This window comes from Bradyrhizobium sp. FW305-F6, assembly GCF_058782905.1.
This window is the reverse complement of record NZ_JBYSYD010000001.1, coordinates 699697-721790: the sequence shown is the minus strand read 5'-3', so window position 1 is coordinate 721790 and position 22094 is coordinate 699697. Positions and strand designations below refer to the sequence as shown.

Annotated in this window: 27 protein-coding genes; 16 read left to right on the top strand and 11 right to left on the bottom strand. The window is 64.8% G+C overall.

Annotation, left to right across the window (positions count from 1 at the left end):
* Window positions 1–2 precede the first annotated feature (2 nt).
* From AC3WLX_RS03575 to AC3WLX_RS03565, 3 genes are all read right to left on the bottom strand, one after another.
* Window positions 3–1025: a polysaccharide deacetylase family protein gene (locus AC3WLX_RS03575; RefSeq protein WP_492334711.1), complete on the bottom strand. Its 1023-nt coding sequence runs from the start codon at window positions 1023–1025 to the stop codon at window positions 3–5.
* Between the two features lie 163 nt (window positions 1026–1188).
* The gene (locus AC3WLX_RS03570; RefSeq protein ID WP_291620271.1) at window positions 1189–1758 is read right to left on the bottom strand and encodes a glutathione peroxidase; all 570 of its coding nucleotides are present in this window, start codon (window positions 1756–1758) and stop codon (window positions 1189–1191) included.
* 88 nt (window positions 1759–1846) lie between these two features.
* Window positions 1847–3367, bottom strand: coding sequence for a L,D-transpeptidase (locus AC3WLX_RS03565; RefSeq protein WP_492334710.1), 1521 nt, complete (start codon window positions 3365–3367; stop codon window positions 1847–1849).
* A 208-nt stretch (window positions 3368–3575) separates the two neighbouring features.
* Here AC3WLX_RS03565 and AC3WLX_RS03560 point away from each other — a divergent pair, with 208 nt between their 5' ends.
* The 3 genes from AC3WLX_RS03560 to AC3WLX_RS03550 all read left to right on the top strand — a co-directional run bounded on the left by AC3WLX_RS03560 (window position 3576) and on the right by AC3WLX_RS03550 (window position 5292).
* Complete coding sequence (locus tag AC3WLX_RS03560) at window positions 3576–4124, top strand: CreA family protein (protein WP_291620275.1); 549 nt, start codon at window positions 3576–3578, stop codon at window positions 4122–4124.
* A gap of 608 nt (window positions 4125–4732) precedes the next feature.
* Window positions 4733–4897 (top strand): hypothetical protein, encoded by a 165-nt coding sequence (locus tag AC3WLX_RS03555; RefSeq protein WP_492334709.1) that lies wholly within the window; start codon window positions 4733–4735, stop codon window positions 4895–4897.
* 32 nt (window positions 4898–4929) lie between these two features.
* Window positions 4930–5292: a hypothetical protein gene (locus tag AC3WLX_RS03550; RefSeq protein WP_291620279.1), complete on the top strand. Its 363-nt coding sequence runs from the start codon at window positions 4930–4932 to the stop codon at window positions 5290–5292.
* A gap of 12 nt (window positions 5293–5304) precedes the next feature.
* On the opposite strand, the gene AC3WLX_RS03545 is transcribed toward AC3WLX_RS03550, so the two are convergent.
* The gene (locus AC3WLX_RS03545) at window positions 5305–5550 is read right to left on the bottom strand and encodes a DUF6719 family protein (RefSeq protein WP_291620281.1); all 246 of its coding nucleotides are present in this window, start codon (window positions 5548–5550) and stop codon (window positions 5305–5307) included.
* A 68-nt stretch (window positions 5551–5618) separates the two neighbouring features.
* Entirely contained in the window at window positions 5619–7082 is a 1464-nt protein-coding gene (gene pdxR, locus AC3WLX_RS03540) for a MocR-like pyridoxine biosynthesis transcription factor PdxR (RefSeq protein WP_492334708.1), read from the bottom strand.
* Between the two features lie 74 nt (window positions 7083–7156).
* Here pdxR and AC3WLX_RS03535 point away from each other — a divergent pair, with 74 nt between their 5' ends.
* The 7 genes from AC3WLX_RS03535 (at window position 7157) to AC3WLX_RS03505 (ending at window position 13813) form a co-directional block, all read left to right on the top strand.
* A complete protein-coding gene (locus AC3WLX_RS03535; RefSeq protein WP_492334707.1) occupies window positions 7157–7882 on the top strand; it encodes a pyridoxamine 5'-phosphate oxidase family protein in 726 nt (241 codons plus the stop codon).
* Window positions 7883–7936: 54 nt separating this feature from the next.
* A complete protein-coding gene (locus tag AC3WLX_RS03530; protein WP_492334706.1) occupies window positions 7937–9214 on the top strand; it encodes an ArgE/DapE family deacylase in 1278 nt (425 codons plus the stop codon).
* 279 nt (window positions 9215–9493) lie between these two features.
* Window positions 9494–10303, top strand: a complete 810-nt coding sequence (locus AC3WLX_RS03525) for a hormone-sensitive lipase (RefSeq protein WP_492334705.1) — start codon at window positions 9494–9496, stop codon at window positions 10301–10303.
* 35 nt (window positions 10304–10338) lie between these two features.
* The gene (gene kynA, locus AC3WLX_RS03520; protein WP_492334704.1) at window positions 10339–11178 is read left to right on the top strand and encodes a tryptophan 2,3-dioxygenase; all 840 of its coding nucleotides are present in this window, start codon (window positions 10339–10341) and stop codon (window positions 11176–11178) included.
* 8 nt (window positions 11179–11186) lie between these two features.
* Complete coding sequence (gene kynU / locus AC3WLX_RS03515; protein ID WP_492334703.1) at window positions 11187–12389, top strand: kynureninase; 1203 nt, start codon at window positions 11187–11189, stop codon at window positions 12387–12389.
* Between the two features lie 267 nt (window positions 12390–12656).
* A complete protein-coding gene (locus AC3WLX_RS03510) occupies window positions 12657–13055 on the top strand; it encodes a PaaI family thioesterase (protein ID WP_492334702.1) in 399 nt (132 codons plus the stop codon).
* A gap of 152 nt (window positions 13056–13207) precedes the next feature.
* The gene (locus AC3WLX_RS03505; protein ID WP_492334701.1) at window positions 13208–13813 is read left to right on the top strand and encodes a GNAT family N-acetyltransferase; all 606 of its coding nucleotides are present in this window, start codon (window positions 13208–13210) and stop codon (window positions 13811–13813) included.
* Between the two features lie 93 nt (window positions 13814–13906).
* On the opposite strand, the gene AC3WLX_RS03500 is transcribed toward AC3WLX_RS03505, so the two are convergent.
* From AC3WLX_RS03500 to AC3WLX_RS03485, 4 genes are all read right to left on the bottom strand, one after another.
* Complete coding sequence (locus AC3WLX_RS03500; protein ID WP_291630304.1) at window positions 13907–14206, bottom strand: hypothetical protein; 300 nt, start codon at window positions 14204–14206, stop codon at window positions 13907–13909.
* A gap of 95 nt (window positions 14207–14301) precedes the next feature.
* Complete coding sequence (locus tag AC3WLX_RS03495; RefSeq protein WP_291630306.1) at window positions 14302–14988, bottom strand: DUF2161 domain-containing phosphodiesterase; 687 nt, start codon at window positions 14986–14988, stop codon at window positions 14302–14304.
* Between the two features lie 83 nt (window positions 14989–15071).
* A complete protein-coding gene (locus tag AC3WLX_RS03490; RefSeq protein WP_492334700.1) occupies window positions 15072–15752 on the bottom strand; it encodes an SDR family oxidoreductase in 681 nt (226 codons plus the stop codon).
* A 24-nt stretch (window positions 15753–15776) separates the two neighbouring features.
* Window positions 15777–16520 (bottom strand): tyrosine-protein phosphatase, encoded by a 744-nt coding sequence (locus AC3WLX_RS03485; RefSeq protein WP_492334699.1) that lies wholly within the window; start codon window positions 16518–16520, stop codon window positions 15777–15779.
* A gap of 62 nt (window positions 16521–16582) precedes the next feature.
* Here AC3WLX_RS03485 and AC3WLX_RS03480 point away from each other — a divergent pair, with 62 nt between their 5' ends.
* A complete protein-coding gene (locus tag AC3WLX_RS03480; protein ID WP_492334698.1) occupies window positions 16583–16894 on the top strand; it encodes an MliC family protein in 312 nt (103 codons plus the stop codon).
* A 114-nt stretch (window positions 16895–17008) separates the two neighbouring features.
* Here AC3WLX_RS03480 and AC3WLX_RS03475 read toward each other — a convergent pair whose 3' ends face one another.
* On the bottom strand, window positions 17009–17212 hold the full coding sequence (locus AC3WLX_RS03475; RefSeq protein ID WP_291624462.1) for a DUF2735 domain-containing protein: 204 nt from the start codon (window positions 17210–17212) through the stop codon (window positions 17009–17011).
* A 532-nt stretch (window positions 17213–17744) separates the two neighbouring features.
* Here AC3WLX_RS03475 and AC3WLX_RS03470 point away from each other — a divergent pair.
* From AC3WLX_RS03470 to AC3WLX_RS03460, 3 genes are all read left to right on the top strand, one after another.
* A complete protein-coding gene (locus AC3WLX_RS03470) occupies window positions 17745–18779 on the top strand; it encodes a glutamine synthetase beta-grasp domain-containing protein (RefSeq protein WP_291624452.1) in 1035 nt (344 codons plus the stop codon).
* 198 nt (window positions 18780–18977) lie between these two features.
* Window positions 18978–19679 carry a GrlR family regulatory protein gene (locus AC3WLX_RS03465; protein WP_492334697.1) on the top strand — a complete coding sequence of 234 codons (702 nt, stop codon included), beginning with the start codon at window positions 18978–18980 and terminating at the stop codon, window positions 19677–19679.
* A gap of 42 nt (window positions 19680–19721) precedes the next feature.
* Window positions 19722–20543 (top strand): tetratricopeptide repeat protein, encoded by an 822-nt coding sequence (locus AC3WLX_RS03460; RefSeq protein ID WP_291624454.1) that lies wholly within the window; start codon window positions 19722–19724, stop codon window positions 20541–20543.
* A 35-nt stretch (window positions 20544–20578) separates the two neighbouring features.
* Here the strand turns inward: AC3WLX_RS03460 and AC3WLX_RS03455 are convergent, their stop codons facing one another.
* Window positions 20579–21037, bottom strand: coding sequence for a hypothetical protein (locus tag AC3WLX_RS03455; RefSeq protein ID WP_492334696.1), 459 nt, complete (start codon window positions 21035–21037; stop codon window positions 20579–20581).
* Between AC3WLX_RS03455 and AC3WLX_RS03450 the strand changes: the two genes are divergently transcribed.
* Window positions 21036–21284 (top strand): hypothetical protein, encoded by a 249-nt coding sequence (locus tag AC3WLX_RS03450; protein ID WP_492334695.1) that lies wholly within the window; start codon window positions 21036–21038, stop codon window positions 21282–21284. The two genes, AC3WLX_RS03455 and AC3WLX_RS03450, sit on opposite strands and share 2 nt — an antisense overlap.
* Before the next feature lie 36 nt (window positions 21285–21320).
* Window positions 21321–22025 (top strand): GrlR family regulatory protein, encoded by a 705-nt coding sequence (locus AC3WLX_RS03445; protein ID WP_492334694.1) that lies wholly within the window; start codon window positions 21321–21323, stop codon window positions 22023–22025.
* The last annotated feature ends 69 nt before the right edge of the window (window positions 22026–22094 follow it).

The following is a 22094-nucleotide window of genomic DNA, read 5'->3' as shown; positions in this document are numbered from 1 at the left end:
TTCTATTCGGAAACGGTCGTCACCACGGAATTGACCGGGCGCTGGCTCACCGTCGGCAGCTTGAGGTCCTTGAGCAGCTCCTGGTCATATTCCGGCAGCGTCGAGGCCGGGAACTTGGCGCGCATCGCCACTACCTTGTAGCCCCCGGCCTTCAGCCGCTTGAGCAGCTCGGGCAGGGCCTCCGCAGTGTGCTTCTGGAAGTCGTGCATCAGGATGATGCCCTTGCCCTTGGTGTCGAGCTTCTTCATCACGGTCTCGACGATCTTCTCGGGCTTGGAGGCCTTGAAGTCGAACGAGTCGATGTCGCAGGAGAAGCTCGCGACGTTGCGGTTGCCGAGATAGGTGACCATCTCCGGCGGATGCTGCAGCGCCGGGAAGCGGAAGAACGGCGCGGGCGAGATGCCGCCGAGCGCCCACTTCACCGCCGCAAAGCCCTTCTCGATCTCGTCCTTGCGCTGCGCTTCGGTGAGCTTCTTGTTGTTGAGGTTGGCGTGCGACCAGGTGTGGGCGCCGACGGTATGGCCGGCGGCGTAGACCTGCTTGAGGATCTCCGGCTCGTAGGTCGCGTGCTTGCCGATGATGAAGAAGATGCCGGTGGTGCATTCGTCCGCGAGCGCCTTCAGCACGGCGGGCGTGTTGCGCGGCCAGGGGCCGTCGTCGAAGGTCAGCACGACTTCCTTGTCGCGCAGGAAGTCGAGTTCCTTGAAGTGCTCGAAGCCGAAGCCGGGACCGCCGGTGGTGTCGATCTCGACCGTGCGGGCGACGCCGAGGGCGCCCGGCGTGGTGCAGGCCGCGCGGGCCGGCTGCGGCGCCTGCTTCGGCGGAGGCGGATTGACGAAGCCCGCGGGGGCGGCGGCCGCTGCGGGAGGTGCAGGCGGGGCAGCGACAGGCGCCGCCGCGGCGGGTGTTGCCGCCGGTGCGGCCTGCGTCGCGGCCGTGGGCTTTGCCGCAGTCTGCGACCATGCGGCGCCGGTCATCGCGACCGAAATCGCGCCTGCTAGAATCAGTCCTGCCGCCACACGCATCGTGATGTCCTCGAGATTGACCCCGTTGTTCCGCCGCGGCTTTTCGCCTGCGGCAAAACCGTCCTGCCCCAAACCATCCTAGCCTAGATGGTGGGCCATCGCCATTGCAACGGCTGTTTGACGGCCCGCCACAATTGTGCCCAGCCGGATGAGTGCGGCCGCATCAAGTGTCGGCCAGCGCCCTGGCAATGGCGGTCTTGACCCGGGTGTCAGCCGGCTCGATCGCGGAGGGAAAGACCTCGGCGATATAGCCATCGCGTCCGATCAGGTACTTGTGGAAGTTCCAGCGCGGAACGTCCTTGGGCCGGGCCTCGGCGGCCCATTTGTAGAATGGGTGTGCTCTCGCACCGACGACTGCGGCCTTGGCCGTCACCGGGAAGGTCACACCATATTGGTGGTGCGCGGTTGCCGTGATCTCGCTGGAGCCGCCCGGCTCCTGGGCGCCGAAATCGTTGGAGGGCACCCCGATCACGGTGAGGCCGCGCTCGCGAAACGCGGTCCAGATCTCCTGCAAGCCGGCGTATTGTGGCGTGTAGCCGCAGAGCGAGGCGGTGTTCACCACCAGCAGCGGCTTACCGGTGAAGGCGGCGAGGCGGATGTCCTCCCCGGACAAAGCGGGGAAGGAGAAGGCGTAGGCCGAGATCCTGCTCATCCCGCCGTCAGACCAGGCGCGCGTGACAGGCGCGAACGCACCAGCAAGAGAAAGGCTCAGTACGGTCCTGCGGCTCATCATGACGGCGTCCCCCGAAATGATCGGAGGTGCATGTTACCCTGCCGGTCCGATCAGCCGCGTCAACACCACGTTATCGAGGGGTGGAACGTCAATACAGGCGCACGATGAAGTCGGTGCCTTCGCCGGTCTCGCCCTGGTTGATCCCCTGGTCGGACACGATGATCGAACCGCCCGACGTCAGCATCTCGTTGATCCTCGCCATGGTGTCGGCCGGGACCGAGATGCGGTCGAGCGCTTCGGACGGGCTATTGGGCGTGACCAACGGCTTTGCGGCCACCGGGATCACGGCGGCGCCGCGCTCGCGGCGCGTCAGGCGGCCGTCGTCCTCGCGTGCCGCGGCACGGGCAGAGACGGGCAGCGACAGCACCGACCAGCGCAGCGCGTTGGAATCGGCCTTGTCGAGTTCGGCGGTGAACACATGCGTGCCGAGTGGCCGGTCGCTTTGCGCGATCGTGACGGGTACCTCGAACAGCGGCGCAAAATTCTGCCGCACATAGAGCTTGGAATCCTTGCGGCTGATGAAGACGGCGATCTGGCCGGCGCGCTTGGGCGCCTCCAGCTTTGCCGCCGGCGCGGGATCGGCAGGGCGGCTCTCGTCCTTCTTCGCATCCGGCGAGGTGGCGAGCGCCGGTGCCGCGGCTTGATTGGGCACCTTAGCGGGGTCCGCCACCTGCGGCTTGACCAACTCGGCCTTGTCCGCGGGCTTGTCGTCGTTCCCCGGCTTGGCCGTGTCAGATGCCTCGGCCGTCTTGGTCTTGTCGGCGGATGTGTCCTCGCGCGCGGGCGCATTGCCGGTGGTCACATCCGACATGACGGCGTGGCCGACCGATGTGCGCAGATCGAGCACGCTGTCGGCGCTGGCCGTCCGGGTCTCGACCGGCCTGGTTTCGGCCGCGCCCTTGTCGGCCTTGTCGCCGGCATTCGGTTGGGGCTGGAGACTCGCCATGGGCTGCGGCGGTACGCGCGTCGAGGCGAGCAGGGGATGGGAGAAGCTTTGCGGAGACACCTGGCCGGGGGCCACGATCACGCGCGCGCCCATGCGGGTCCAGTTCCACATCTTCATCGCGAACGACATCGGCATGCGGATGCAGCCATGCGAGGCCGGATAGCCCGGCAGAGCGCCGGCATGCATGGCGACGCCGGACCATGTGATCCGCTGCATGTACGGCATCGGCGCGCCGCTATAGAGGTTGGAGCGGTGGAATTTGTGCTTCTGGATGACGCTGAACACACCCATCGGCGTCGAGTGGCCCTTCATGCCGGTCGACACCGGGGATTCCGCGAACGTGCCGTTGCTGTCGTAGACCGTCACCTTCTGCCGGTCGATGGAGACGACGATGACCAGCGGTCCCTGCGGCTTGGTGCTGGCCTCCTTCTCGACGACGCTGTCTTTCTTGATTGCGGCGCCCCGCTTCGGCTGTTTCTGGCGCGGTATTTCGGGAAGCCGCTGCTGCCGGGCGTAATAGGATCCGTCGGAATAGTCCGTCCAATAATAATACGCCGCGTCTGCCTGGCTGGTCGCACCGATCGTACCCGCCGCCGCCAGGATGGCGGCCTGCCACAGCCGTGACGCCTTGGCAGAAGAACCCGACCCGTTCACGCTATTCATCCTCGAATCCATAATCCAAATCAGACGTTAGTCTCGCAAAGGGGATACGCGTTCACCAGCAGGGTGGTTCTGCCGTCAGCGACTTTTGTCCAAGACGTAGCAAAAAAGCCTCACAGAGCGGTAAACGGCGGCCGTGCCTGATCGTCCGCCGCCTTCCTCATCGCGACCAGCGTTCCTACATTGCGGGGACTTGCTACCGGAGAACTTCATGTCATCTCGTTTCCCCGGTCTTTCCGGCATCCGCCTGAAAGGCTTTGCTTTATTCTTCATCGCTCTGACCGCGCCAATGGCGCCGGCATCCGCCGCCGATGAGCCCGATCTGATCTTTCGCCGCTCCACTGTGTTCAAATGGATGAGCCCGAATGACAAGCTTGCGACTTATGGTCTCGACGATCCCGAGGTCGAGGGTGTCGCCTGTCATTTCACGGTGCCGGAGAAGGGCGGCTTCAAGGGCTGGCTCGGCCTCGCCGAGGAGGTTTCGGACATTTCGCTGGCCTGCCGCCAGATCGGCCCGGTCAAATTCAAGCACAAGATGGAGCAGGGCGACGACATGTTCCGCCAGCGCCGATCGCTGTTCTTCAAGAAGATGCAGATCGTGCGCGGCTGCGACGCCAAGCGCAACGTGCTGGTCTACATGGTCTATTCGGACAGGCTGATCGAGGGCTCGCCGAAGAACTCCACATCGAGCGTGCCGATCATGCCGTGGGGAACGGCCGACGTGAACGTGCAGAAGTGCGGCGAGTTCTTCACGCAGTGAACGCGCTCACTCATTGACGATCGCGCGGCCTCGCAAGGTGCGAGCCGGTCAGGCGCACGAACATCTGCGGCGCGGCGTCAACGCCGCGGCGCGATTGCTGCGCCATTTCACCGGCGCTGCGGCGCATGGGTGGTCGCTCTCCGCGGTCCATCCGTGGATTATCATCGCGCGGCGTTGCGCGATTTCCCGCCGTCATGTGGCTATCCCTCACGTGAATGCGCCCGATGATGCGGGCGTCTCGGTTTCGATGGCTTGGGTCGCTGCCGAACTGCCCCCGGTTCGATAGCCCAGCCCTCGTTTGCCGTCACACTCAGCAGAAAAACGTAAAATGCGTGTGAAGCGTACGCGGCAGCGGCATGACGGCGCCGGCGCAATGTTCATGTCCGCGCTGGTAGCGGAACTTGGCGGGCCACTTTGATCTGATGCGCGACCTACCTGAAATATCTAGCATTTTCGGAGAATTGTTTCATCATCGCGAGCCGGACGAAACAAATCCCACGAGGACGAAACCATTTTCGGCTTTTGGCGCATCACGCCCGAAACCGCCGATGGTTATCAGCCTGACAACGACGACGGCGCAACGCCGGCACCGAATTGGGACATAAATCATGCGTGCGCTCAGCTTCCTCCTTGCTTTCGGCTTCGTGCTCGCGGGCTCCTCCTGGGCGGGTTCACCGGACGGTAATCTCCCCGGTGTCGGCACCTTCCAATATAGCGGCTCGCCCGTCACGGGCCCGGCTGCACAGCCGATCATGATCGCCGCGCGCTTCTGATCCCACACAGAAAACAGACGACAAAGGCCATCATGTTGGTTCGTCTCTGCGCCGCGGCATTCGTGTCACTTCTGACGATCAATGCCGTTCAGGCGCAAGTGCGGTCGCCGTCCAGGCTACCCGACCCACGCGGCGAATTCGTACGCCAGTGCGCGCCGCGCATGCTCGGGCGCTGGGAGCATCCGGAGGAGGTCTGCGGCTGCCTGCACGATCACGCCGCGGCGGCTGTCGAGGACCGCGACCTGCGCGAGGCATTGTTGCGCGGCATCAGCGAGACCGGGGTGCCCACCATCGAGACCGATTGGGTGCCGGCCTCCAAACAAAGCGAGATCGGCCCGACCTTCACCAAGATCGCCAAGCCGACGCTGCAGTGCATGTTCGATCCGGCGAAGTAGCTTCTCAGGGCATCATTTCGATTTTGGCCCGTGCCGGGGCACGCAGGAACTGGTGCGCGAGACGCCCTTGTCGGTCATCTTCGCGCCGCGGACTTCCCTGACCTGGCCGGCAGGGCAGGTTCCGTCATCCACGAGCACGCGCTGGCCGAGCTTCAGATTTCCGATGTCCTGCTCGCGTCCGATCGTGGCTGCGCCTGCCGTCGAGACAAGCGCCATCGAGATCAGCAGCGAGAGGCAGGTCGTGTGGCGCAGCGGCATGAGGCGAGGTCCCGGCAAGTGATACCGCAGTCTAGGGAGCGGCGGCCGATTCTGATAGTGAAGCTTCGTCACGCCCCGCGGGCCGCCTTGCCCCTGGCGCCCAACGCAGCACGTGACTCTCTTGCGAGGCGTTCGGCAGAGGCGACGAGTTGTGGAACGCCGTGCCCGGAGAATCCCAGCACGAAGCCGGGCAGAGGACGTCCGCGCGCATAAGTGTCGGCCAACAGCCAGCCCTCCGCGCAGCCCGCTTGCATGGCACGCGCTGCGACCGCCGGATCGACCGAGGGATGGAAGCGGGCGACGAGATGCAGGCCTTGCGAGGGCACCGGCACGGACAGCGCGCCATCGGATGCGACTTCCAGCGTCTCGGCCAGCGCATCGCGTGCCTCGCGATAGAGTTTGCGTACCCGCTTCAGGTTCGCGGCGAAAGCGCCGGAATTGAGCATGTCCGCCACTGCGCCCTCCATCAGGGTGCCGGGAAAGCGGTCGAGCGCCGCGCGCGCGGCCGACACGTCGGCGACCAAGCGTTCGGGCAGGGCGCAGTAGCCGATGCGCAGGCCCGGAAACAGCGTCTTGGCAAACGTGCCGAGATAAACGACGCGCTGGAGGCGATCGATGCCGGCGAGCGACATCAACGGCGCGCCATCATAGCGGAACTCGCTATCGTAATCGTCCTCGAGCACGAACGCACCGGCTTGCCTGGCCCAGTCCAGAAGCTCGAGCCGTCGCGGCATCGACATCTGCACGCCAAGCGGAAACTGGTGCGACGGCGTGACATAAGCCGCCCGTGCTGAGGGCGCTGCGATGCGGCCTTTGGCGACACGCATCCCCTGTTCGTCGACGGCGACAGGCACGGCGCGATAGCCGCAATGCGCGATGGTTTTTCGCGCGGTGGGATAGCCGGGGTCCTCGCACCAGACCTGGTCGCTGGGTTTCAGGATCGCGCTCAGCACGATGCGGAGTGCGTGCAGCGTGCCCGACGTCAGCATGATCTGGTCGGGGTCGCATCGCAGGCCCCGCGCCGACAACAGGTGGTCGGCGATCGCGGCACGCAGCTCGCGGCTGCCGCGGGGATCGCCATAATGCAGGTGCTCGGACCCGAACGCGCGCATGCGCCGGCCGACGAACGCGCGAAAGCGCTGGACGGCGCGTTCGTCTATATGCGTGCAACCGAGCGCGAAGGCGCCCTGGCTTGGAGCTTCGACCACGATCTTAGGCCGCTTCGGAGCGCCGGCGCGCGCGGGAATGTCCGCCGCGACGAAGGTTCCGGATCCGATGGTTGCGTCGGCAAAGCCGTCGGCGATCAGGCGCTCATAGGCGCCGACGACGGCGTTGCGCCGAAAGCCCGTCTGCTTGGCCAGTGTCCGCGACGGCGGCAGCGGCTCGCCGGGCTTGACCAGGCCGGAGACGATCGTCTCGCACAGCGCCTGATAGAGCCGGTGCGCCGCGGAAGCGCTGGCCGTGATGTGAGGGCCGGTGAGGTCGAGCGGAAGCTCGGCCTTGGCTCGGGAATTGGTCGGAATTCTTTGCATGGAATTGGAACTATCGCAGACCAAATGCGCCGCTACAACTTCTTTCACTTCCCCAAGTTTCAGCAGGAGCGGCCGTGAGCCAGACCGAGACCTTGAATTCCTATCCGACATCTGCCCGCAATCAGGTGAAGCGCCGGCACGACCGCGGCTTCTATGATCACGAGACGGTTCATCGCATCCTGGATTCCTCGATGCTCTGCCACGTCTCCTACGTGATCGAAGGGCAGCCCTATTGCACGCCGACCTTCTTCTGGCGCGAGGGCACCAGGCTCTACTGGCACGGTTCGAGCGCCAGCCGCATGCTGCGCAACCAGAGCAAGGGCGAGCGCGTCTGCTTGACGGTCGCCCATCTGGACAGCCTCGTGCTGGCGCGCTGCGGCTTCAACCATTCTGCCGATTACCGCGCCGTCATGGCCTTCGGCACAGCCTATCTCGTCACCGACCCCGCGGAGAAGGAGCGGGCGGTGATTGCGATGGTCGATCGCTTCTTTCCCGATCGCACGGCCAGCCTGCGACAGAGTACTGCGCAGGAGATCAAGGCAACGTCTTTCATCGCGATGGAGATCGAGGAAGCCTCGGCCAAGATCCGCGCCAAGGGAGTCGCCGACGATGACGAGGATTATGCGCTGCCGATCTATGCGGAGCGAATTCCGGTCCGCTCCGTACTCGGCGCCCCCGAGCCGTGCTCGCGCCTGCTCGAAGGCGTCAGCCGGCCCGCGACGCTGAACGGCTATTCCGAAGGCCGGCTGCTCGAAGATGCATTGCGGGAAGCTTATTTTGTGGAGTACCCGAACGGCTGAAATCGGCTAGTTTGCGCACTCCATGGGACCATTGGAACGTCTGGAGTTGCCCGAATGAACGCCGAAGCGCAGCAGAGGATTCTTGACGCCGTCGATAGCGGCTTCGAAGCTCAGCTTGCAACCACCCGCGATTTCGTCGCGATCCCCTCGACCCGCGGGGCGGAGGGGCCGTGCCAGGACATGATCGGCGACCTCCTGCGCGAGCGGGGCTATGAGGTCGACGATTGGCACATCAACGTCGATGATTTGAAGGATCTCCGCGGCTTCGGTCCGATCGAGCACGACTTTTCGAAGGCTCGTTCCGTGGTGGGCACATACCGTCCGCAAACCAACGGCGGCAAATCGCTGATCCTGCAGGGGCACTGCGACGTGGTGCCGGCCGGCCCGCTGGAATTGTGGGACGCGCCGCCATTCTCGCCGGTCATCAAGGACGGCAAGATGTTCGGCCGCGGCGCCTGCGACATGAAATCGGGCACGATCGGTGCGCTCTATGCGCTGGACGCGATCAAGGCAGCAGGCTTCAGGCCGACGGCACGGATCCATTTCCAGTCGGTGATCGAGGAGGAGAGCACTGGCGTCGGCGCGCTCTCGACGCTTCAGCGCGGTTATCGCGCGGACGCCTGCTTCATTCCGGAGCCGACGGGCGGCAAGATGGTGCGCTCGCAGGTCGGCGTGATCTGGTTCCGCCTGCGCGTGAAGGGGCACCCGACCCATGTTGCCTTCGCAGGCTCCGGCTCGAATGCGATCATGGCGGCGTATCACCTGATCCAGGCCCTGCAAAAGCTCGAGATCGAATGGAACGAGCGTGCCAAGGCCGACCGTCATTTCAAGACGCTCGATCATCCCATCAACTTCAACGCGGGCATCATCAAGGGGGGCGACTGGGCCTCGAGCGTGCCGGCCTGGTGCGATGTCGACTGCCGGATTGCCGTGTTGCCGGGCTGGTCGATCGCAGATCAACAGAAGGAGATCTTGGCCTGCGTCGCTGCGGCCTCGCGCAACCACCGCTTCCTCGCCAACAATCCGCCCGAGGTTGAATGGTCCGGCTTCCTGTCGGAAGGCTATGAACTGACCGACGCGGCAGAGCCCGAGGCTGCGTTCGGCAGAGCGTTCAACAAGGTCTATGGCGGCATGCCAGAGGATCTCGTCTTCACAGCGCTGACCGACACCCGCTTCTACGGCCTCAACCACGGCATTCCAAGCCTGTGTTTTGGTGCCAGCGGCGGCGAGATGCACGGCTTCAACGAGTTCGTCGACTTGGACTCGCTGAGGAAAACGACCAAGGCGATGGCGCTGTTCATTGCCGAATGGTGCGGCGTGGAGAAGGCGTAGTTTAGTGTCCCGGACGCGGTGCAGCGCGCGGACGATGCGAAGCATCGTTCCGTGTGGTGCTCCGCAGAGCCGGGACCCATGTCGCCGCATGCACTGGAGCCCGGTTCGGCAGCGCATCGTTGCACGCTGCGCTACGCCCGGGGAATGCGACGGCCAGTCGTCGGCTGCGCAATCGATGGGCGCCTCCCAACTCCTTTAAGCTTAAAATAAAGACTAGGATGCCGCCCTGACCGGTGGCAGACTGGTGCCCGGTCGCAAGACGAGTCCGCGGGAGTCACGATGCGCGATTGGGATGACGCTTACGCCAATTCGGCCCATATCTCTGGTTCGGACAAGATGCCGGCTATGTGGGCGGAGCGCGCGGCGGCCTACCGCGCCGGGCTGAAGGAATTTCGTCCCGACATCGCCTATGGCGTCGGCGAGCGCCAGAAGCTCGACCTGGTCTTGCCTGATGGCGACAGCAAGGGGCTCGTCGTCTTTGTCCATGGCGGCTACTGGATGCGCTTCGACAAATCGACCTGGACAGATCTTGCCGAAGGTGCGCGCCATCATGGCTGGACGGTGGCGCTGCCGAGCTACACGCTGGCTCCGGCCGCCCGCATCTCCGATATCACGGCAGAAATCGGCGCCGCGGTCGCCAAGGCGGCATCGCTGGTCTCGGGGCCAATCCGGCTCGCTGGCCACTCCGCCGGCGGCCATCTCGTCACGCGCATGCTGTGCGACGACAGCCGGCTCGAACCCGCCGTCTACAACCGGATCGCCGGCACGCTCTCGATCAGCGGTCTGCATGATCTGCGTCCGCTGCTGAAGACCGGGATGAACGAGACGCTGCGCATGACGATGGAGGAGGCAACGCTGGAAAGCGCAGCGCTGCATCTGCCGCGCGGGCATTCGCCTGTGACCGCCTGGGTCGGCGGCAGCGAGCGGCCCGAATTCATCCGCCAGTCCGACCTGATGGCCAACGTCTGGACCGGCTTCGACGTGCCGACGCACCTCGTCATCGATCCCGGCCTCAACCATTTCACGGTGATCGACGGGCTGAAGGATCCGTCGTCGCAGATCACCGCCCGCTTGATCGGCCTCGACTGAGCAGGCCCGGTAAAGATCGATCGAAAGGACTTGTCATGACGTCCAGCGATTACGATCCTTCAAGCGAAGGTGCCGAGACCGATTTCGCCCGGCGGATGTCGTATGGCGACTACCTGGCGCTGGATGCGATCCTCGGCGCCCAGCATCCGCTATCGAAGGCGCATGACGAGATGCTGTTCATCATCCAGCACCAGACCACGGAGCTGTGGATGCGGCTTGCCATCCACGAGCTCAGTGCCGCCCGCCTTGCGATCTCGCGGGACGAGGTGCAACCTGCGATGAAGATGTTGGCGCGGATGTCACGCATCTTCGAGCAGCTCAACGGCGCCTGGGACGTGCTGCGGACGATGACGCCCAGCGAATACACCCGCTTCCGCTCGCAACTCGGACAATCCTCGGGCTTCCAGTCGCGGCAATATCGTCTGATCGAATTCCTGCTCGGCAACCGCAACCACGCCATGCTGAAGCCGCACGCGCACGATGCAGAGACGACGACATTGCTCGAAACTGAGCTGGCGACGCCAAGCCTTTATGACGAGGTGCTGCGGCTCGCCGACCGCAACGGGCTCGCGATGCCCGCGGCGGTGCTGGCGCGCGACGTTCGCGAGACCCATAGCTTCAACGAAGGCGTGCTGCAGGCCTGGCGCGTCGTTTACGAGGCGCCCGAGACGCATTGGATGCTCTACGAGCTTGCCGAGAAGCTGGTCGATTTCGAGGACTATTTCCGCCGCTGGCGCTTCAACCACGTGACCACCGTCGAGCGCGTCATCGGCTTCAAGCGCGGCACCGGCGGCACCGGCGGCGTCAGCTATCTCAAGCGCATGCTGGAGGTCGAGCTGTTTCCGGAACTGTGGCGCGTGCGCACGATTCTGTAGGGATGTCCATGACCCGGCTTCGCGTCTACGACGACACCAGGGCGCTGTTCCACTTGCCCGACGGCGTGATTTATCTCGACGGCAACTCGCTGGGTGCGCTGCCGTTGGGCGTTGCCGAGCGTGTCAATCGCGTGATCACCGAGGAGTGGGGCAAGGAGCTCATCCGCGCCTGGAACACCGCCGGCTGGTACGCCCAGCCGCGTCATGTCGGCGACCGCATCGCGCGGCTGGTCGGCGCCGAGGCGGAATCCGTGATGGTTGGCGACACGCTGTCGCTCAAGGTCTATCAGGCGCTCGCCGCCGCGCTCGACATGAACTTGTCGCGCAAGGTGATCCTGTCGGATACCGGTAACTTCCCGACCGACCTCTACATGGCCGAGGGCCTGATCGAAACGCTCGGGCGCGGCCATCAATTGCGCCTGGTGGCGCCAGAGGAGATCGAGACCGCGTTGTCCGAGGACGTCGCGGTGCTCTACCTCACCGAGGTCGACTATCGCACCGGACGCCGCCACGACATGGCGACGCTCACCGCGAAAGCGCGTGCGCTCGGTATCGTCACGGTGTGGGACCTCGCTCATTCCGCCGGCGCGTTGCCGGTCGATCTCGCCGGGAGCGGCGCCGATTTCGCCGCGGGGTGCACCTACAAATACATCAACGCCGGTCCCGGCGCGCCGGCCTTTCTCTACGTCGCGCCGCGCCACGCCGACAGCGCTCGCGCCGCGCTGTCGGGCTGGATGGGCCACGCAAAACCGTTTGCGTTGGAGCTTGCCTACGCGGCGGCGGGCGGCGTCGAGCGCATGCGCGTCGGCACCCCGCCGGTGCTCGCCATGGCGGCGCTGGAGGCTTCGCTTGATATCTGGGACAGGGTCGACATTGCCGAAGTTCGTGCGCGTTCGCTGTCGCTCGGCGATCTCCTGATCAGTGAGGTCGAGCGCCGCTGTCCGCAGCTCAAGCTCGTCACCCCACGCGTGCACGAGCGCCGCGGCTCCCAGGTCTCCTTCGCCTTCGAGGGCGGCTACGCCGCCATGCAGGCCCTGATCGCCCGCGGCGTGATCGGCGATTTTCGCGCGCCCGACATCATGCGGTTCGGTCTCACGCCGCTGTACATCGGCGAGAGCGAGATCGTGCGGGCGGCCGAGATCGTCGAGGAGGTGATCGTGGGCGAGGCGTGGCGGCGGCCGGAATATCAGGTCGTGAATGCGGTGACGTGAGTCCGGTCTCGTGCCCCGGACGCAGCGCAGCGCTTTCCCGGCGATGCGATGGATCGTCCGGTGGCGGTGCGCTGCAGAGCCGGGGCCCAGGCCGCATCGAAATCGCCGCGATGGGTCCCGGCTCTGCGCAGCAACGCTGACGCGTTGCAGCGCGTCCGGGGCACGAGAACGTTGGCGTCGAGCGCCGATGACCATTACCTCGGAGGTTATTGCTTTGCCGCGCGCAGCAATTCACGCTGAGACGGCAATGAATTGAGAGGAGATCCGATGACGCCGCTCGAGAAACTCAAAGCGATGAAGATGCCGTTCGCCGAACTCAAGGGCGTCGAGTTTGTCGAGGCCGAGAAGGGTCGCGTGGTGGCGCGGATGATCGTCCGGCCGGATCTCTGCACGCTTCACCACACCGTGCATGGCGGAGCCGTGATGGCTCTGGCCGATTCCGTTGGCGCGGCGGCGACCGTGATCAATCTGCCTGAGGACGCCAAGGGCACAACCACGTTGGAGAGCAAGACGAACTTCATCGGCGGGGCGAAGCAAGGAACCGCCATCATCGCCATTGCAACTCCGGTCCATCGTGGCCGGCGAACCCAGGTCTGGACCACCCGATTAGAAACCGAGGACGGCAAGCTGGTCGCCATGGTGACCCAGACTCAGCTGGTCCTGTAAGACTACGGGACCCTGATTTTGTTAACGAATTAGTCGCGTCTGGTGCTCGAAAGTTGGGCAGGTCTCCGTCTTGAAAATTATGGTGCGATGCACAATATAGGAGGCCTAGGGATTCGAACGCCTCCTCGAGGGACACCAAGAGGAGTTTTGACGTGATACTTGAAGACACCGTTCGCACCGTTCCCGGCTATGTGCGGACCCTGATCCAGCAGGAAGAATTACCGCTCTTGCGCGATCATCTGCTGAGGCTGGACGCCGGCAGCCGCCATGACCGTTTCAACGGCTTCCTCGACGACAGCTTCATCGAGCGCTACGCGGCCCGCTGCGCCGAGGACGGCACCGTGATCGTTGCCTATATCGTCGATGGCGTGGTGCGTGGTGCGGCCGAGCTGCATCCGCCGGAGGGCGACTGCCTGCCTGAAGTCGCCTTCAGCGTGGAGGCCTGCGGGCGTCGTCAGGGCGTGGGCACGATGCTGTTCCGCCGTCTGATCGCGGAGGCGCGCTGGAAGGGCTACAAGCAATTGCGCATCACGACGGGCGCCGAGAATCACGCGATGAGGGCGCTCGCCAGGAAGTTCGGCGCCCATCTGGCTTTCCGCCACGGCGAATCGACCGGTACGATCGACCTCGCCAGGACGCCTGAGGCCGAGCTCGCCGATCTCGCGGCATCGCCATTCAGGGCCGGGCGCGCTCTTCTCAGCTTCAACAGCACATGCTGGAAGTTGATCTCGAGCATGTACGACAATCGCGCCGCATAGCCCAGGATTGCGGCCAGGAATACAAGCTTGAATCAGAAAGCGGACCGGCGAGGCCGGTCCGCTTTCTCAATTCTCTGCGATGAAGCGAAATGCTCAGCTGCGGGTGCCGGCACCGAAGCGGCGGACGACGCGGCGTTCGACCACGACGGAGCGCTGCGCGCCCTGTTCGCCGGCAATGACGCGCGTGGCGGTGATGCGGCTGTTGGTGCGGGCCTGCTTCTTCACCTCGGCCTGCACGACGTCGAGCGGCATCCCCATCAAGGCTGCAGCGATCTCGGCCTGCTGCGCCTGGTCGTCGGTGATACCGACGGCGGCGAAGATCGCCTCGTCCAGGGTGGGCGGATCGTGGCGGACGCGCCGCGTGCCATACTTCGTCTTCCAGTCTGCGCTCATAACGGCCTCATCTTGATGCCGGGATACCTAGTGCCCCAAATGTTGCATTGCAATATGAATTCGGTGTGGCAGCTCAGCTATGCACCGGTCGGGTGTCAGGGCGGTGACGCCGCACCTGCGCCGACTTCAACCCGCTTCTGAGGCCAGCGTTTCAGGGCTGCGTGTCCGGATTCCGTCAGCCCGTAAATTCCCCGTTCAGTGCGTTCGAACCAGCCATACACATTGTTAAGCAAGATCTTGCCTGCATCGGGACAGCGTTCGCGCAGCTCGCGCACGCGCATTGGGCCTTCGGCCAGCGCCGACGCGCAAGCCAGTGCCTGCTGTCGATAGGCCGTCATGATCGGTGCACGGGTGCTGCCGCCAAGCACGGGATCGCCCTGGCGCCGCTGATGCTCCCTGACGAGACGGGAGCGCAACTTGGGCTCGCGGCGTGGCGCTGCGGTGGGCGGCTTGACCAGCACCTCGACCTGGCCGCGCTCGGTCACTCCGAGCATGCCGAAGCCGAGCCGGCGGCAGAGATTACGATAGCGCGCGTCGCTCTCGCGTCCCTTGCCACGCGCCGACATCTTCGCCGCGATCCAGACCTCGTCGCCGGCGGGCGCCCGGTCGACCGCCTGCAAGATCAGCTCGAGATTGAAGGCAAGCTTGAGCTCGCCGATGACCACGACCGGCGGATCCTCGGCGCTGAGGCCGACCAGATCGCAGCCGCCGATCTCGCCCTTGACCGTGAAGCCGAGCTCTTCGAGGAAGCGTTTGACGGGCAGGTAAAGCGCGGTTTCCAACGGCGTTCCGATCGGAGAATCAGTTGTAGACAGTCTAGTGCCTTCTTGGCTCCGATTGAATCGAGCCGGTGTTCAGGACGCAGTCACACCCGCCCGCCCACCGGGATCAGCGCGCCGGTGACGCCGCTTGCGGCATCGCTGGCGAGGAACAGGATGACTTCGGCGAGTTCCTGCGGCGTCACCCATTTGGAGAAGTCGGCGTTCGGCATGTCGGCGCGGTTGGCCTTGGTGTCGATGATCGAGGGCAGCACCGCGTTGACAGTGACCTTGCCCTTCCACTCGTTGGCCAGGGCCTCGGTCAGGCGATGCACGCCGGCTTTCGACGCGGCATAGGGGCCCATCCCCCTGCCGGCCTGAAGCGCGCCCGTGGCGCCGATGTTGACGATGCGGCCGGCCTTGAATCTGGCCAGATGCGGCAGCGCGGCGCGTGAGGTGTTGAGCGCAGTCAGCACATTCAGCGCGTACATGCGCTGCCATGTCGTGACATCGCCATCGCTGACGGTCTCGAAGGCGAAGCCGCCGGCGATGTTGATCAGGACATCGAGCCGGCCGAGGTGCTGTGCCGCCGCATCGACGGCCGTTTTCGCTTGCGCTGCGTCGGACAGGTCGACGCCGCCGATCTCGATACGCTCGGCACTTGCGGCCATCTGCGACGGTGCGTGATCGATGCAGGCGAGGCGCGCTCCGCGCGACTGCGCGATCTCGACGACCACCTTGCCAAGTGCGCCGCGCGCGCCCGTCACGACCAAAGCCTTGCCTTGCATCATCGTTCTCCCGCCGCAGCCGGCTTATGGTTCGAGATAGCGTGCCTTCAGCGCGGTTCGCTCCGCCGTGCCGAGCTTGAGGCCATCACGCAAATAGGTTTCGAGATCGCCATATTCGCTGCGGACGGCGTCGAAAGCCGCAGCGAGGTACGAGGCCTCGACGCTGCCAATGGCGTCGAGAACATCGGCGGGAAGATCTGAGGCACTCGACGCGCCGAGCTTGTAGTGCCGGTTGGTCAGGAGGTAGTCCTCGGCAATGACGTCATCGGCGACGCCGAGCGCATGCAGGATCAGCGCGCTGGCGAAGCCGGTGCGGTCTTTGCCGGCGGTGCAATGGATCACCAGCGGCGCGCGGTCTTCCAGCAAATGGCCGAACAACGCGCGGAAGCTGTGCGTGTTGTGGCGGACATAGTTGCGGTAGGATTCGCGCATGAGCTCGATCGCGAGCGCCGCAGTCAGCGAACCGCTTGCAAGCTCGGCGCGCAGCGCGGTCACGACGGTCGGTTCGATCGGCAGCGAATGCACCGCGACCTCGTTGAGGGCGCAGATGCCGGCCGCGCGCTCCTCGCGCCCACGGAAATCGAACGCGCTCCTGACGCCCAGCGCGCGGACGATCTCGACGTCGGCAGCGGTGAGCTGGCCGAGATGATTGGAGCGGAAGATGTGCCGCCAGCGCGTGGTACGGCCATCGGTGGTGGGATAGCCGCCGAGATCGCGAAAATTGCTGGCGCCTTGCAAGGCGAGATGGCGGGCAGGGGAGTCTGTCATTGGATCAGCTTGGGTTATGTTCCCGCCTCGCGGGCGTCGTGGAATCTATTACAGGGGAGATCATGGGCCGGGACAAGGCCGTTGTTTTGGCGATCAGCATGCTGCTCGGCGGAATATGCTTCACGCGGCATGCGGACGCGCAGACTTTCCGGACCTATCGCTGCGCGGATGGGACGCAGTTCATCGTTGGCTTCTATGACGGCGACAAGCGCGCCTTCCTCCAGATCGACGGCGAGCCAGTCACGCTCGGCAAGCGGCTGGCGGTTTCGGGGGCCCGCTATTCGGGGGCCGGCGTGACGCTGACCATCGGGAGGGCCGGGACCACCACGGTCAAGCATCTGAAGCGGTCGGTCACGGCCTGCGCGGTGATCTGAGCAGCGTGGTGCTCCTCGGAATCAAAAAGGACCGAAACTTCGTTGTTTCGGTCCTTTTTCAAACTGCCGCCGCCTGGAGGCGAGAGTGCGGCGGTCTCAAACCAAGTACAGGCATCAGCGTTCCCATTTGGGCTTGGCTTCATCGACCGCATCCTGGTGGTACCAGCTGTCGCTGCAGATCGAGACGTTCGCGGAATGCGAAGCGTGATCGGCAGGAAAGCGGGTCTCCCCGTAGCGGCGTCCGGCGAGAGCCGCACGGCCCCCAACCGGGAATTGATAGATCTTTGCAGATCCGTGACTCAGACCATTGTTCATCATTGCGATTCTCCTTGGTCGAAGCGCCTTTGCCTCCATGGTGCGCCCGACTCGTTCGATAGTGGTTACTGGAATTCCCATATCGGCCGCGCAGGCCGAATTGGAAAGTGCCGAAAAGGAAATCAGTTGCCGCCCAATTAGTGGGCAGTAGATGCTCTGCATCCCCTAAGGCACCCAGTCGATGACTAACGCCTGGGCCATTCCAAAGGTTGCTGCGCAGGGGTGGGAGGGTTTGCGAAAATTGCCGGCGGTTGATGCGCGTTTCAGCGGCAACTGTCAGCGACGCACCGCGTGCTGCAGAATCGGGCGATTTTCAGCAGTTTTTGCGCTGCAGCGCCATGCGAAGGTGCGCGGCTGTGACGCAGGTGGCCGCGGGCGGCGTGCTCGCGGCCAGGCAACCCCGACTGCGGTGGAAATCGGCCCGGAGTGCGGCCTTTGGCATGCAAAATGCTTGTAGAGGGCCGGCCGATGATGGCCGGGTACAAACGTGCGGGGCTCTCAACCCCACCTTTCGCATCGTCTACAGAGAGGCTCAATGACCAAGTATAAGCTCGAGTATATCTGGCTCGACGGATATACGCCGACTCCGAATTTGCGCGGCAAAACCCAGATCAAGGAATTCGCGTCGTTCCCGACGCTCGAGCAGCTTCCGCTCTGGGGCTTCGACGGCTCCTCCACCCAGCAGGCCGAAGGCCACAGCTCCGATTGCGTGCTGAAGCCGGTCGCGGTGTTCCCGGACGGCGCCCGCACCAATGGCGTGCTGGTGATGTGCGAAGTCATGATGCCCGACGGCAAGACCCCGCATCCGTCCAACAAGCGCGCAACCATCCTGGACGACGCAGGCGCCTGGTTCGGCTTCGAGCAGGAATACTTCTTCTACAAGAACGGCCGTCCGCTCGGCTTCCCCGAGGCCGGCTATCCGGCGCCGCAAGGCCCGTACTACACCGGCGTCGGCTATTCGAACGTCGGCGACGTCGCCCGCAAGATCGTCGAAGAGCATCTCGACCTCTGCCTCGCTGCCGGCATCAACCATGAAGGCATCAACGCGGAAGTCGCGAAGGGCCAGTGGGAATTCCAGATCTTCGGCAAGGGCTCCAAGAAGGCCGCTGACGAGATGTGGATGGCCCGCTACCTGATGCTGCGCCTGACCGAGAAGTACGGCATCGACATCGAATTCCACTGCAAGCCTCTCGGCGACACCGATTGGAACGGCTCGGGCATGCACGCCAATTTCTCGACCGAGTACATGCGTACGGTCGGCGGCAAGGAGTACTTCGAGGCGCTGATGGCCGCCTTCGACAAGAACCTGATGGACCACATCGCAGTCTACGGACCGGACAACGACAAGCGTCTCACCGGCAAGCACGAGACGGCGCCGTGGAACAAGTTCAGCTACGGCGTTGCCGATCGTGGCGCGTCGATCCGCGTGCCGCACTCCTTCGTCAACAACGGCTACAAGGGCTATCTGGAAGACCGCCGTCCGAACTCGCAAGGCGACCCCTACCAGATCGCTTCGCAGATCCTGAAGACGATCGCATCCGTGCCGACCGACAAGCAGGCCGCGGCGTAAGATCCTCCCGGCCCGGGCTGGGGGGCTGGCCCGGGTTGGCTCACAATCCGCCGGAGCTGCAAGGCTCCGGCGGATTTTTTGCTTTTTGATGACAGCCGTTTCCGTGCCCGCGACCCGGCTCCGCGAAACTTGTCCAATTGCCGCCGGAAGCGGGATAGAGTGCTCCAGGATGCGCGCGGGGGCCGGGGGACACGGCTGGTGATTGAAGGCTTCTACAAGGTGAGATTTCAGCTCGGCGATGCCGTCGGCCGGAGCGTGATGCATGCCGCCAACGGCATGTTGCTCGGCGGCAATTCGGCCTTCGCCCATATCGGCACCTACCAGACAACTGACAGCGGCGTCGACATCGTGATCAACACCGTCCGCCACAACCCCGATCCCAACTACCGCGCCATGGCCGGCACCGATGACGCGACCCTGGTCGCCAAGGGCTGGGCCGACGGCGATCTCTATCGCTTCAGGGGCGAGCTGAAGGAGCTGCCCGGGGTGCCGTTCCAGTCGCTGATGACGCCGATCACCGAAGACGAAGTGCCGATCGCCGGCGGCGTCGGCGAAGGGGGCATCGCCGATGGTCTCTATTCGATCCATCTTCGCATGCTCGACGGCATCGACCGCGGCCTCACCGGGGTGATGCTGCTCAACCGGGGCCGCATCCTCGGCGGCGATGCCGCGTTCTATTATCTCGGCAGCTACACTGCCGCGGAGGGGCGGTGGAAGGGCCAGATCCTCAACCAGGAGCACACGCCGGCCAAGGACGATCCGATCTTCGGGGGCCACGAAGTCGGCATTGGCTTCTCCGGCAGTTATGGCGGCGAAGAGGCCGTGCTGGAGGCCACGGCGCTGGCCGGCAAGCGATCCTTGCGCCTGACCGCAGCCCTCAAGCTGATGCATCGCGCCTGAGCAGCCTTGAATTTGCCGGGGCGAAGACGCAACGTGACGATCATGCGGACTTACCTCGTTGCCATGCTCTTCGCTCTCGCCGCGCCCGTGTCTGCGCAGGCGCAGTCGGCCGATCTCGTCTTGTGCGACCGTGTCGCTGCCGACCCCACCGATCCCGACAAGCCGGCCGAGGTGAAGGGCGTCGCGGAGATTGCGGCGTCCGACGTCGCCACCGCCATCAAGTTCTGCAAGCAGGCTGCGCCATCCTCGCGGCGTGCGATGTTCGCGCTTGGCCGCGCTTATGCCGCCAACGGGCAGACCGGCGAGGCGATGGCGGCCTGGCGCAAGGCAGCCGACAAGGGATCGAGTGCGGCGATGGTCGAGCTCGGCGTCGCCTACGCCACCGGCGCGGGCCTTGCGAGGGACGAGGCGCAGGCGCGAAAGCTGTTCGAGAAGGCCGCGCAGGCCGGCAATCCGCGCGGCGTCAGCAACCTTGCCGCGCTCGGCAGCGCGGGCGGCGCGGCGCCGGCCGATCCCGCCCAGGCGCGGGCGCTGCTCGGCAAGGCCGCCGAGACCAATGCGGAGGCGCAGTACCAGCTCGGCCTGATGCTGTCCGAAGGCTCGGGCGGCGCCAGGGACGACGTCGCGGCGCGGGCGCTGTTCGAGAAGGCGGCGACGCAAAACCATCCCGGCGCGCTGGAGCGGATGGGCGCCTTCGCGCAGGAGGGGCGCGGCGGACCAAAGGACAAGGACGCAGCGAAAGCCTATTACGAGCGCGCCGCCGCGCTCGGCGACGAGGACGCCAAGAAGGCGCTGGAGCGCATTCGCTGTCCCTATGCCATCAAGGACAAGCAGGGCAAGCTCGTCACCACGCTGTGCTTCTGATCACCTCCCGGTCAGGGCAGAAGCGTCTAGCCGGTTCACTTCATGTAGTAGGCGAGATCGCTCCGGGCGTCGCGATAGGTGGTGTCGCGATAGTTGGGATAACCTCGCGCGGCCTGCGCCACCGCGCGCACCACGCAATCCCAGAAATCGCCGTTCCAGTCGAAATGCTTGTTGTATTCGTCTTCGAATTCGACGGCGGTGATGATGGCCTGCCGGATCGCCTGATCGTCGGCGTGCGGATGGGCACGCTTCACGTAGCCGAACATCGGCCCTTCATGCGCGTGATCGCGTTCCCGGCGGTACTTGGCGCCGAACTGCTCGGGGCTGAGAGTGCGGTTGATGCGGATCTCTTCGGCGGTCGGACGGCCCGCGATCGTCTCCAGGCGGTAGCGCTGGCGCCAGAGCCCGTAGGCCGCATCGAGCAGCGGCTGCGTCGCGGCGCCGGCGATGATCGCGCTGAGCTCCTCCTCGGCTGATTGCGGTGTCGTATCCATGCCGCTTGGTCGCGCCTCGGCGAAGGCCGGTTCATGCGCGATCTTTTTGCGTGCCGAAAACAAAAGTTCGAAAAACAACCCCATGCACAGTAGCCAAGCCATTGAAATCAAACGATTGCTGATTTTGCGAAGTCGATTTGACCTGTCGGGCAAAACAGGGGCATATCGCATGGTGGTGGGCGTGCATTCCGGGGCCGGTGCTGCGCGGAAAAGCCGGTGGCTTCAATGCGGCGGCGATGCTAGGTAGCCGGCAGTCGCTTTCCGATTTTGCGGGTTCACAACGTTGCTGGACGGGCTCTACAAGGTTGAATACGGCATCAACGACGGGTTCGGTTGCAGCATCATGTGCCTGCATGACGGCAAGATGCTGGGCGGCAATTCGGGCTTCGCGCATCTCGGCAGCTATGTCGAGCGTGACGGCCAGATCATCGCCCAGGTCATCACGGAGCGGCACAATCTGGACCCCGGCTTCAAGCCGCTGCTGGGCGCGGACGTCGCCTCGATCACGGCGCGCGGCCGGCTCCACGGCAACCAGATCCGCCTGGAGGGCGGTGCGGACACCATGCCGGGCGCCCATTTCTGGGCCAATCTCACGCGGCTCGATGACGGCGCGCTGCCGCCGCGCGGCGCGATCGGGCAGGGCGGAATCGCCAACGGATTCTACGGGATGAGCCTGCGTGCGCTCGATGGCGTCGATGCCGGCCTGTCCGGCGTCATGCTCCTGATCGACGGCCGCATCCTCGGCGGCGATGCGTTCTTCTACTATCTCGGCTCCTATTCCTCGGCGGACGGCCGCTGGAAGGGCGAGATGCTCAACCAGGAGCACACGCCGGCGAAGGGCGAGAACCCGGTGTTCGGTGGCCTCGAGGTCGGGATCGGCTTCTCCGGAACTTGCACGGAAAACAGCGGCGAGCTCGAAGGCATCGCGCTCGCCGGCAAGCGGAGCCTGCGCCTTGCGGCCTCGCTCAAGCTGATGCGTAGGGCGTAATCCCGCCGATCATTCCGTCGCGTCGGCGCTCGGAAGAGTATCGAGTCGGGCGTCTGGATGTCTGACTTC

Excerpts from the sequence above, each read along its gene's own strand:
- AC3WLX_RS03480 (WP_492334698.1), top strand. The coding sequence starts at position 16,583 with ATGGGCCGGGACAAGGCCGTTGTTTTGGCGATCAGCATGCTGCTCGGC.
- AC3WLX_RS03500 (WP_291630304.1), bottom strand. The coding sequence starts at position 14,206 with ATGAGCGCAGACTGGAAGACGAAGTATGGCACGCGGCGCGTCCGCCAC.
- AC3WLX_RS03470 (WP_291624452.1), top strand. The coding sequence starts at position 17,745 with ATGACCAAGTATAAGCTCGAGTATATCTGGCTCGACGGATATACGCCG.
- AC3WLX_RS03460 (WP_291624454.1), top strand. The coding sequence starts at position 19,722 with ATGCGGACTTACCTCGTTGCCATGCTCTTCGCTCTCGCCGCGCCCGTG.
- pdxR (WP_492334708.1), bottom strand. The coding sequence starts at position 7,082 with ATGCAAAGAATTCCGACCAATTCCCGAGCCAAGGCCGAGCTTCCGCTC.
- AC3WLX_RS03450 (WP_492334695.1), top strand. The coding sequence starts at position 21,036 with ATGCCGCTTGGTCGCGCCTCGGCGAAGGCCGGTTCATGCGCGATCTTT.
- AC3WLX_RS03475 (WP_291624462.1), bottom strand. The coding sequence starts at position 17,212 with ATGATGAACAATGGTCTGAGTCACGGATCTGCAAAGATCTATCAATTC.
- AC3WLX_RS03485 (WP_492334699.1), bottom strand. The coding sequence starts at position 16,520 with ATGACAGACTCCCCTGCCCGCCATCTCGCCTTGCAAGGCGCCAGCAAT.
- kynU (WP_492334703.1), top strand. The coding sequence starts at position 11,187 with ATGACCCGGCTTCGCGTCTACGACGACACCAGGGCGCTGTTCCACTTG.
- AC3WLX_RS03545 (WP_291620281.1), bottom strand. The coding sequence starts at position 5,550 with ATGCCGCTGCGCCACACGACCTGCCTCTCGCTGCTGATCTCGATGGCG.
- AC3WLX_RS03490 (WP_492334700.1), bottom strand. The coding sequence starts at position 15,752 with ATGCAAGGCAAGGCTTTGGTCGTGACGGGCGCGCGCGGCGCACTTGGC.
- AC3WLX_RS03565 (WP_492334710.1), bottom strand. The coding sequence starts at position 3,367 with ATGAATAGCGTGAACGGGTCGGGTTCTTCTGCCAAGGCGTCACGGCTG.
- AC3WLX_RS03525 (WP_492334705.1), top strand. The coding sequence starts at position 9,494 with ATGCGCGATTGGGATGACGCTTACGCCAATTCGGCCCATATCTCTGGT.
- AC3WLX_RS03570 (WP_291620271.1), bottom strand. The coding sequence starts at position 1,758 with ATGATGAGCCGCAGGACCGTACTGAGCCTTTCTCTTGCTGGTGCGTTC.
- AC3WLX_RS03510 (WP_492334702.1), top strand. The coding sequence starts at position 12,657 with ATGACGCCGCTCGAGAAACTCAAAGCGATGAAGATGCCGTTCGCCGAA.
- AC3WLX_RS03560 (WP_291620275.1), top strand. The coding sequence starts at position 3,576 with ATGTCATCTCGTTTCCCCGGTCTTTCCGGCATCCGCCTGAAAGGCTTT.
- AC3WLX_RS03555 (WP_492334709.1), top strand. The coding sequence starts at position 4,733 with ATGCGTGCGCTCAGCTTCCTCCTTGCTTTCGGCTTCGTGCTCGCGGGC.
- AC3WLX_RS03530 (WP_492334706.1), top strand. The coding sequence starts at position 7,937 with ATGAACGCCGAAGCGCAGCAGAGGATTCTTGACGCCGTCGATAGCGGC.
- AC3WLX_RS03575 (WP_492334711.1), bottom strand. The coding sequence starts at position 1,025 with ATGCGTGTGGCGGCAGGACTGATTCTAGCAGGCGCGATTTCGGTCGCG.
- AC3WLX_RS03455 (WP_492334696.1), bottom strand. The coding sequence starts at position 21,037 with ATGGATACGACACCGCAATCAGCCGAGGAGGAGCTCAGCGCGATCATC.
- AC3WLX_RS03550 (WP_291620279.1), top strand. The coding sequence starts at position 4,930 with ATGTTGGTTCGTCTCTGCGCCGCGGCATTCGTGTCACTTCTGACGATC.
- kynA (WP_492334704.1), top strand. The coding sequence starts at position 10,339 with ATGACGTCCAGCGATTACGATCCTTCAAGCGAAGGTGCCGAGACCGAT.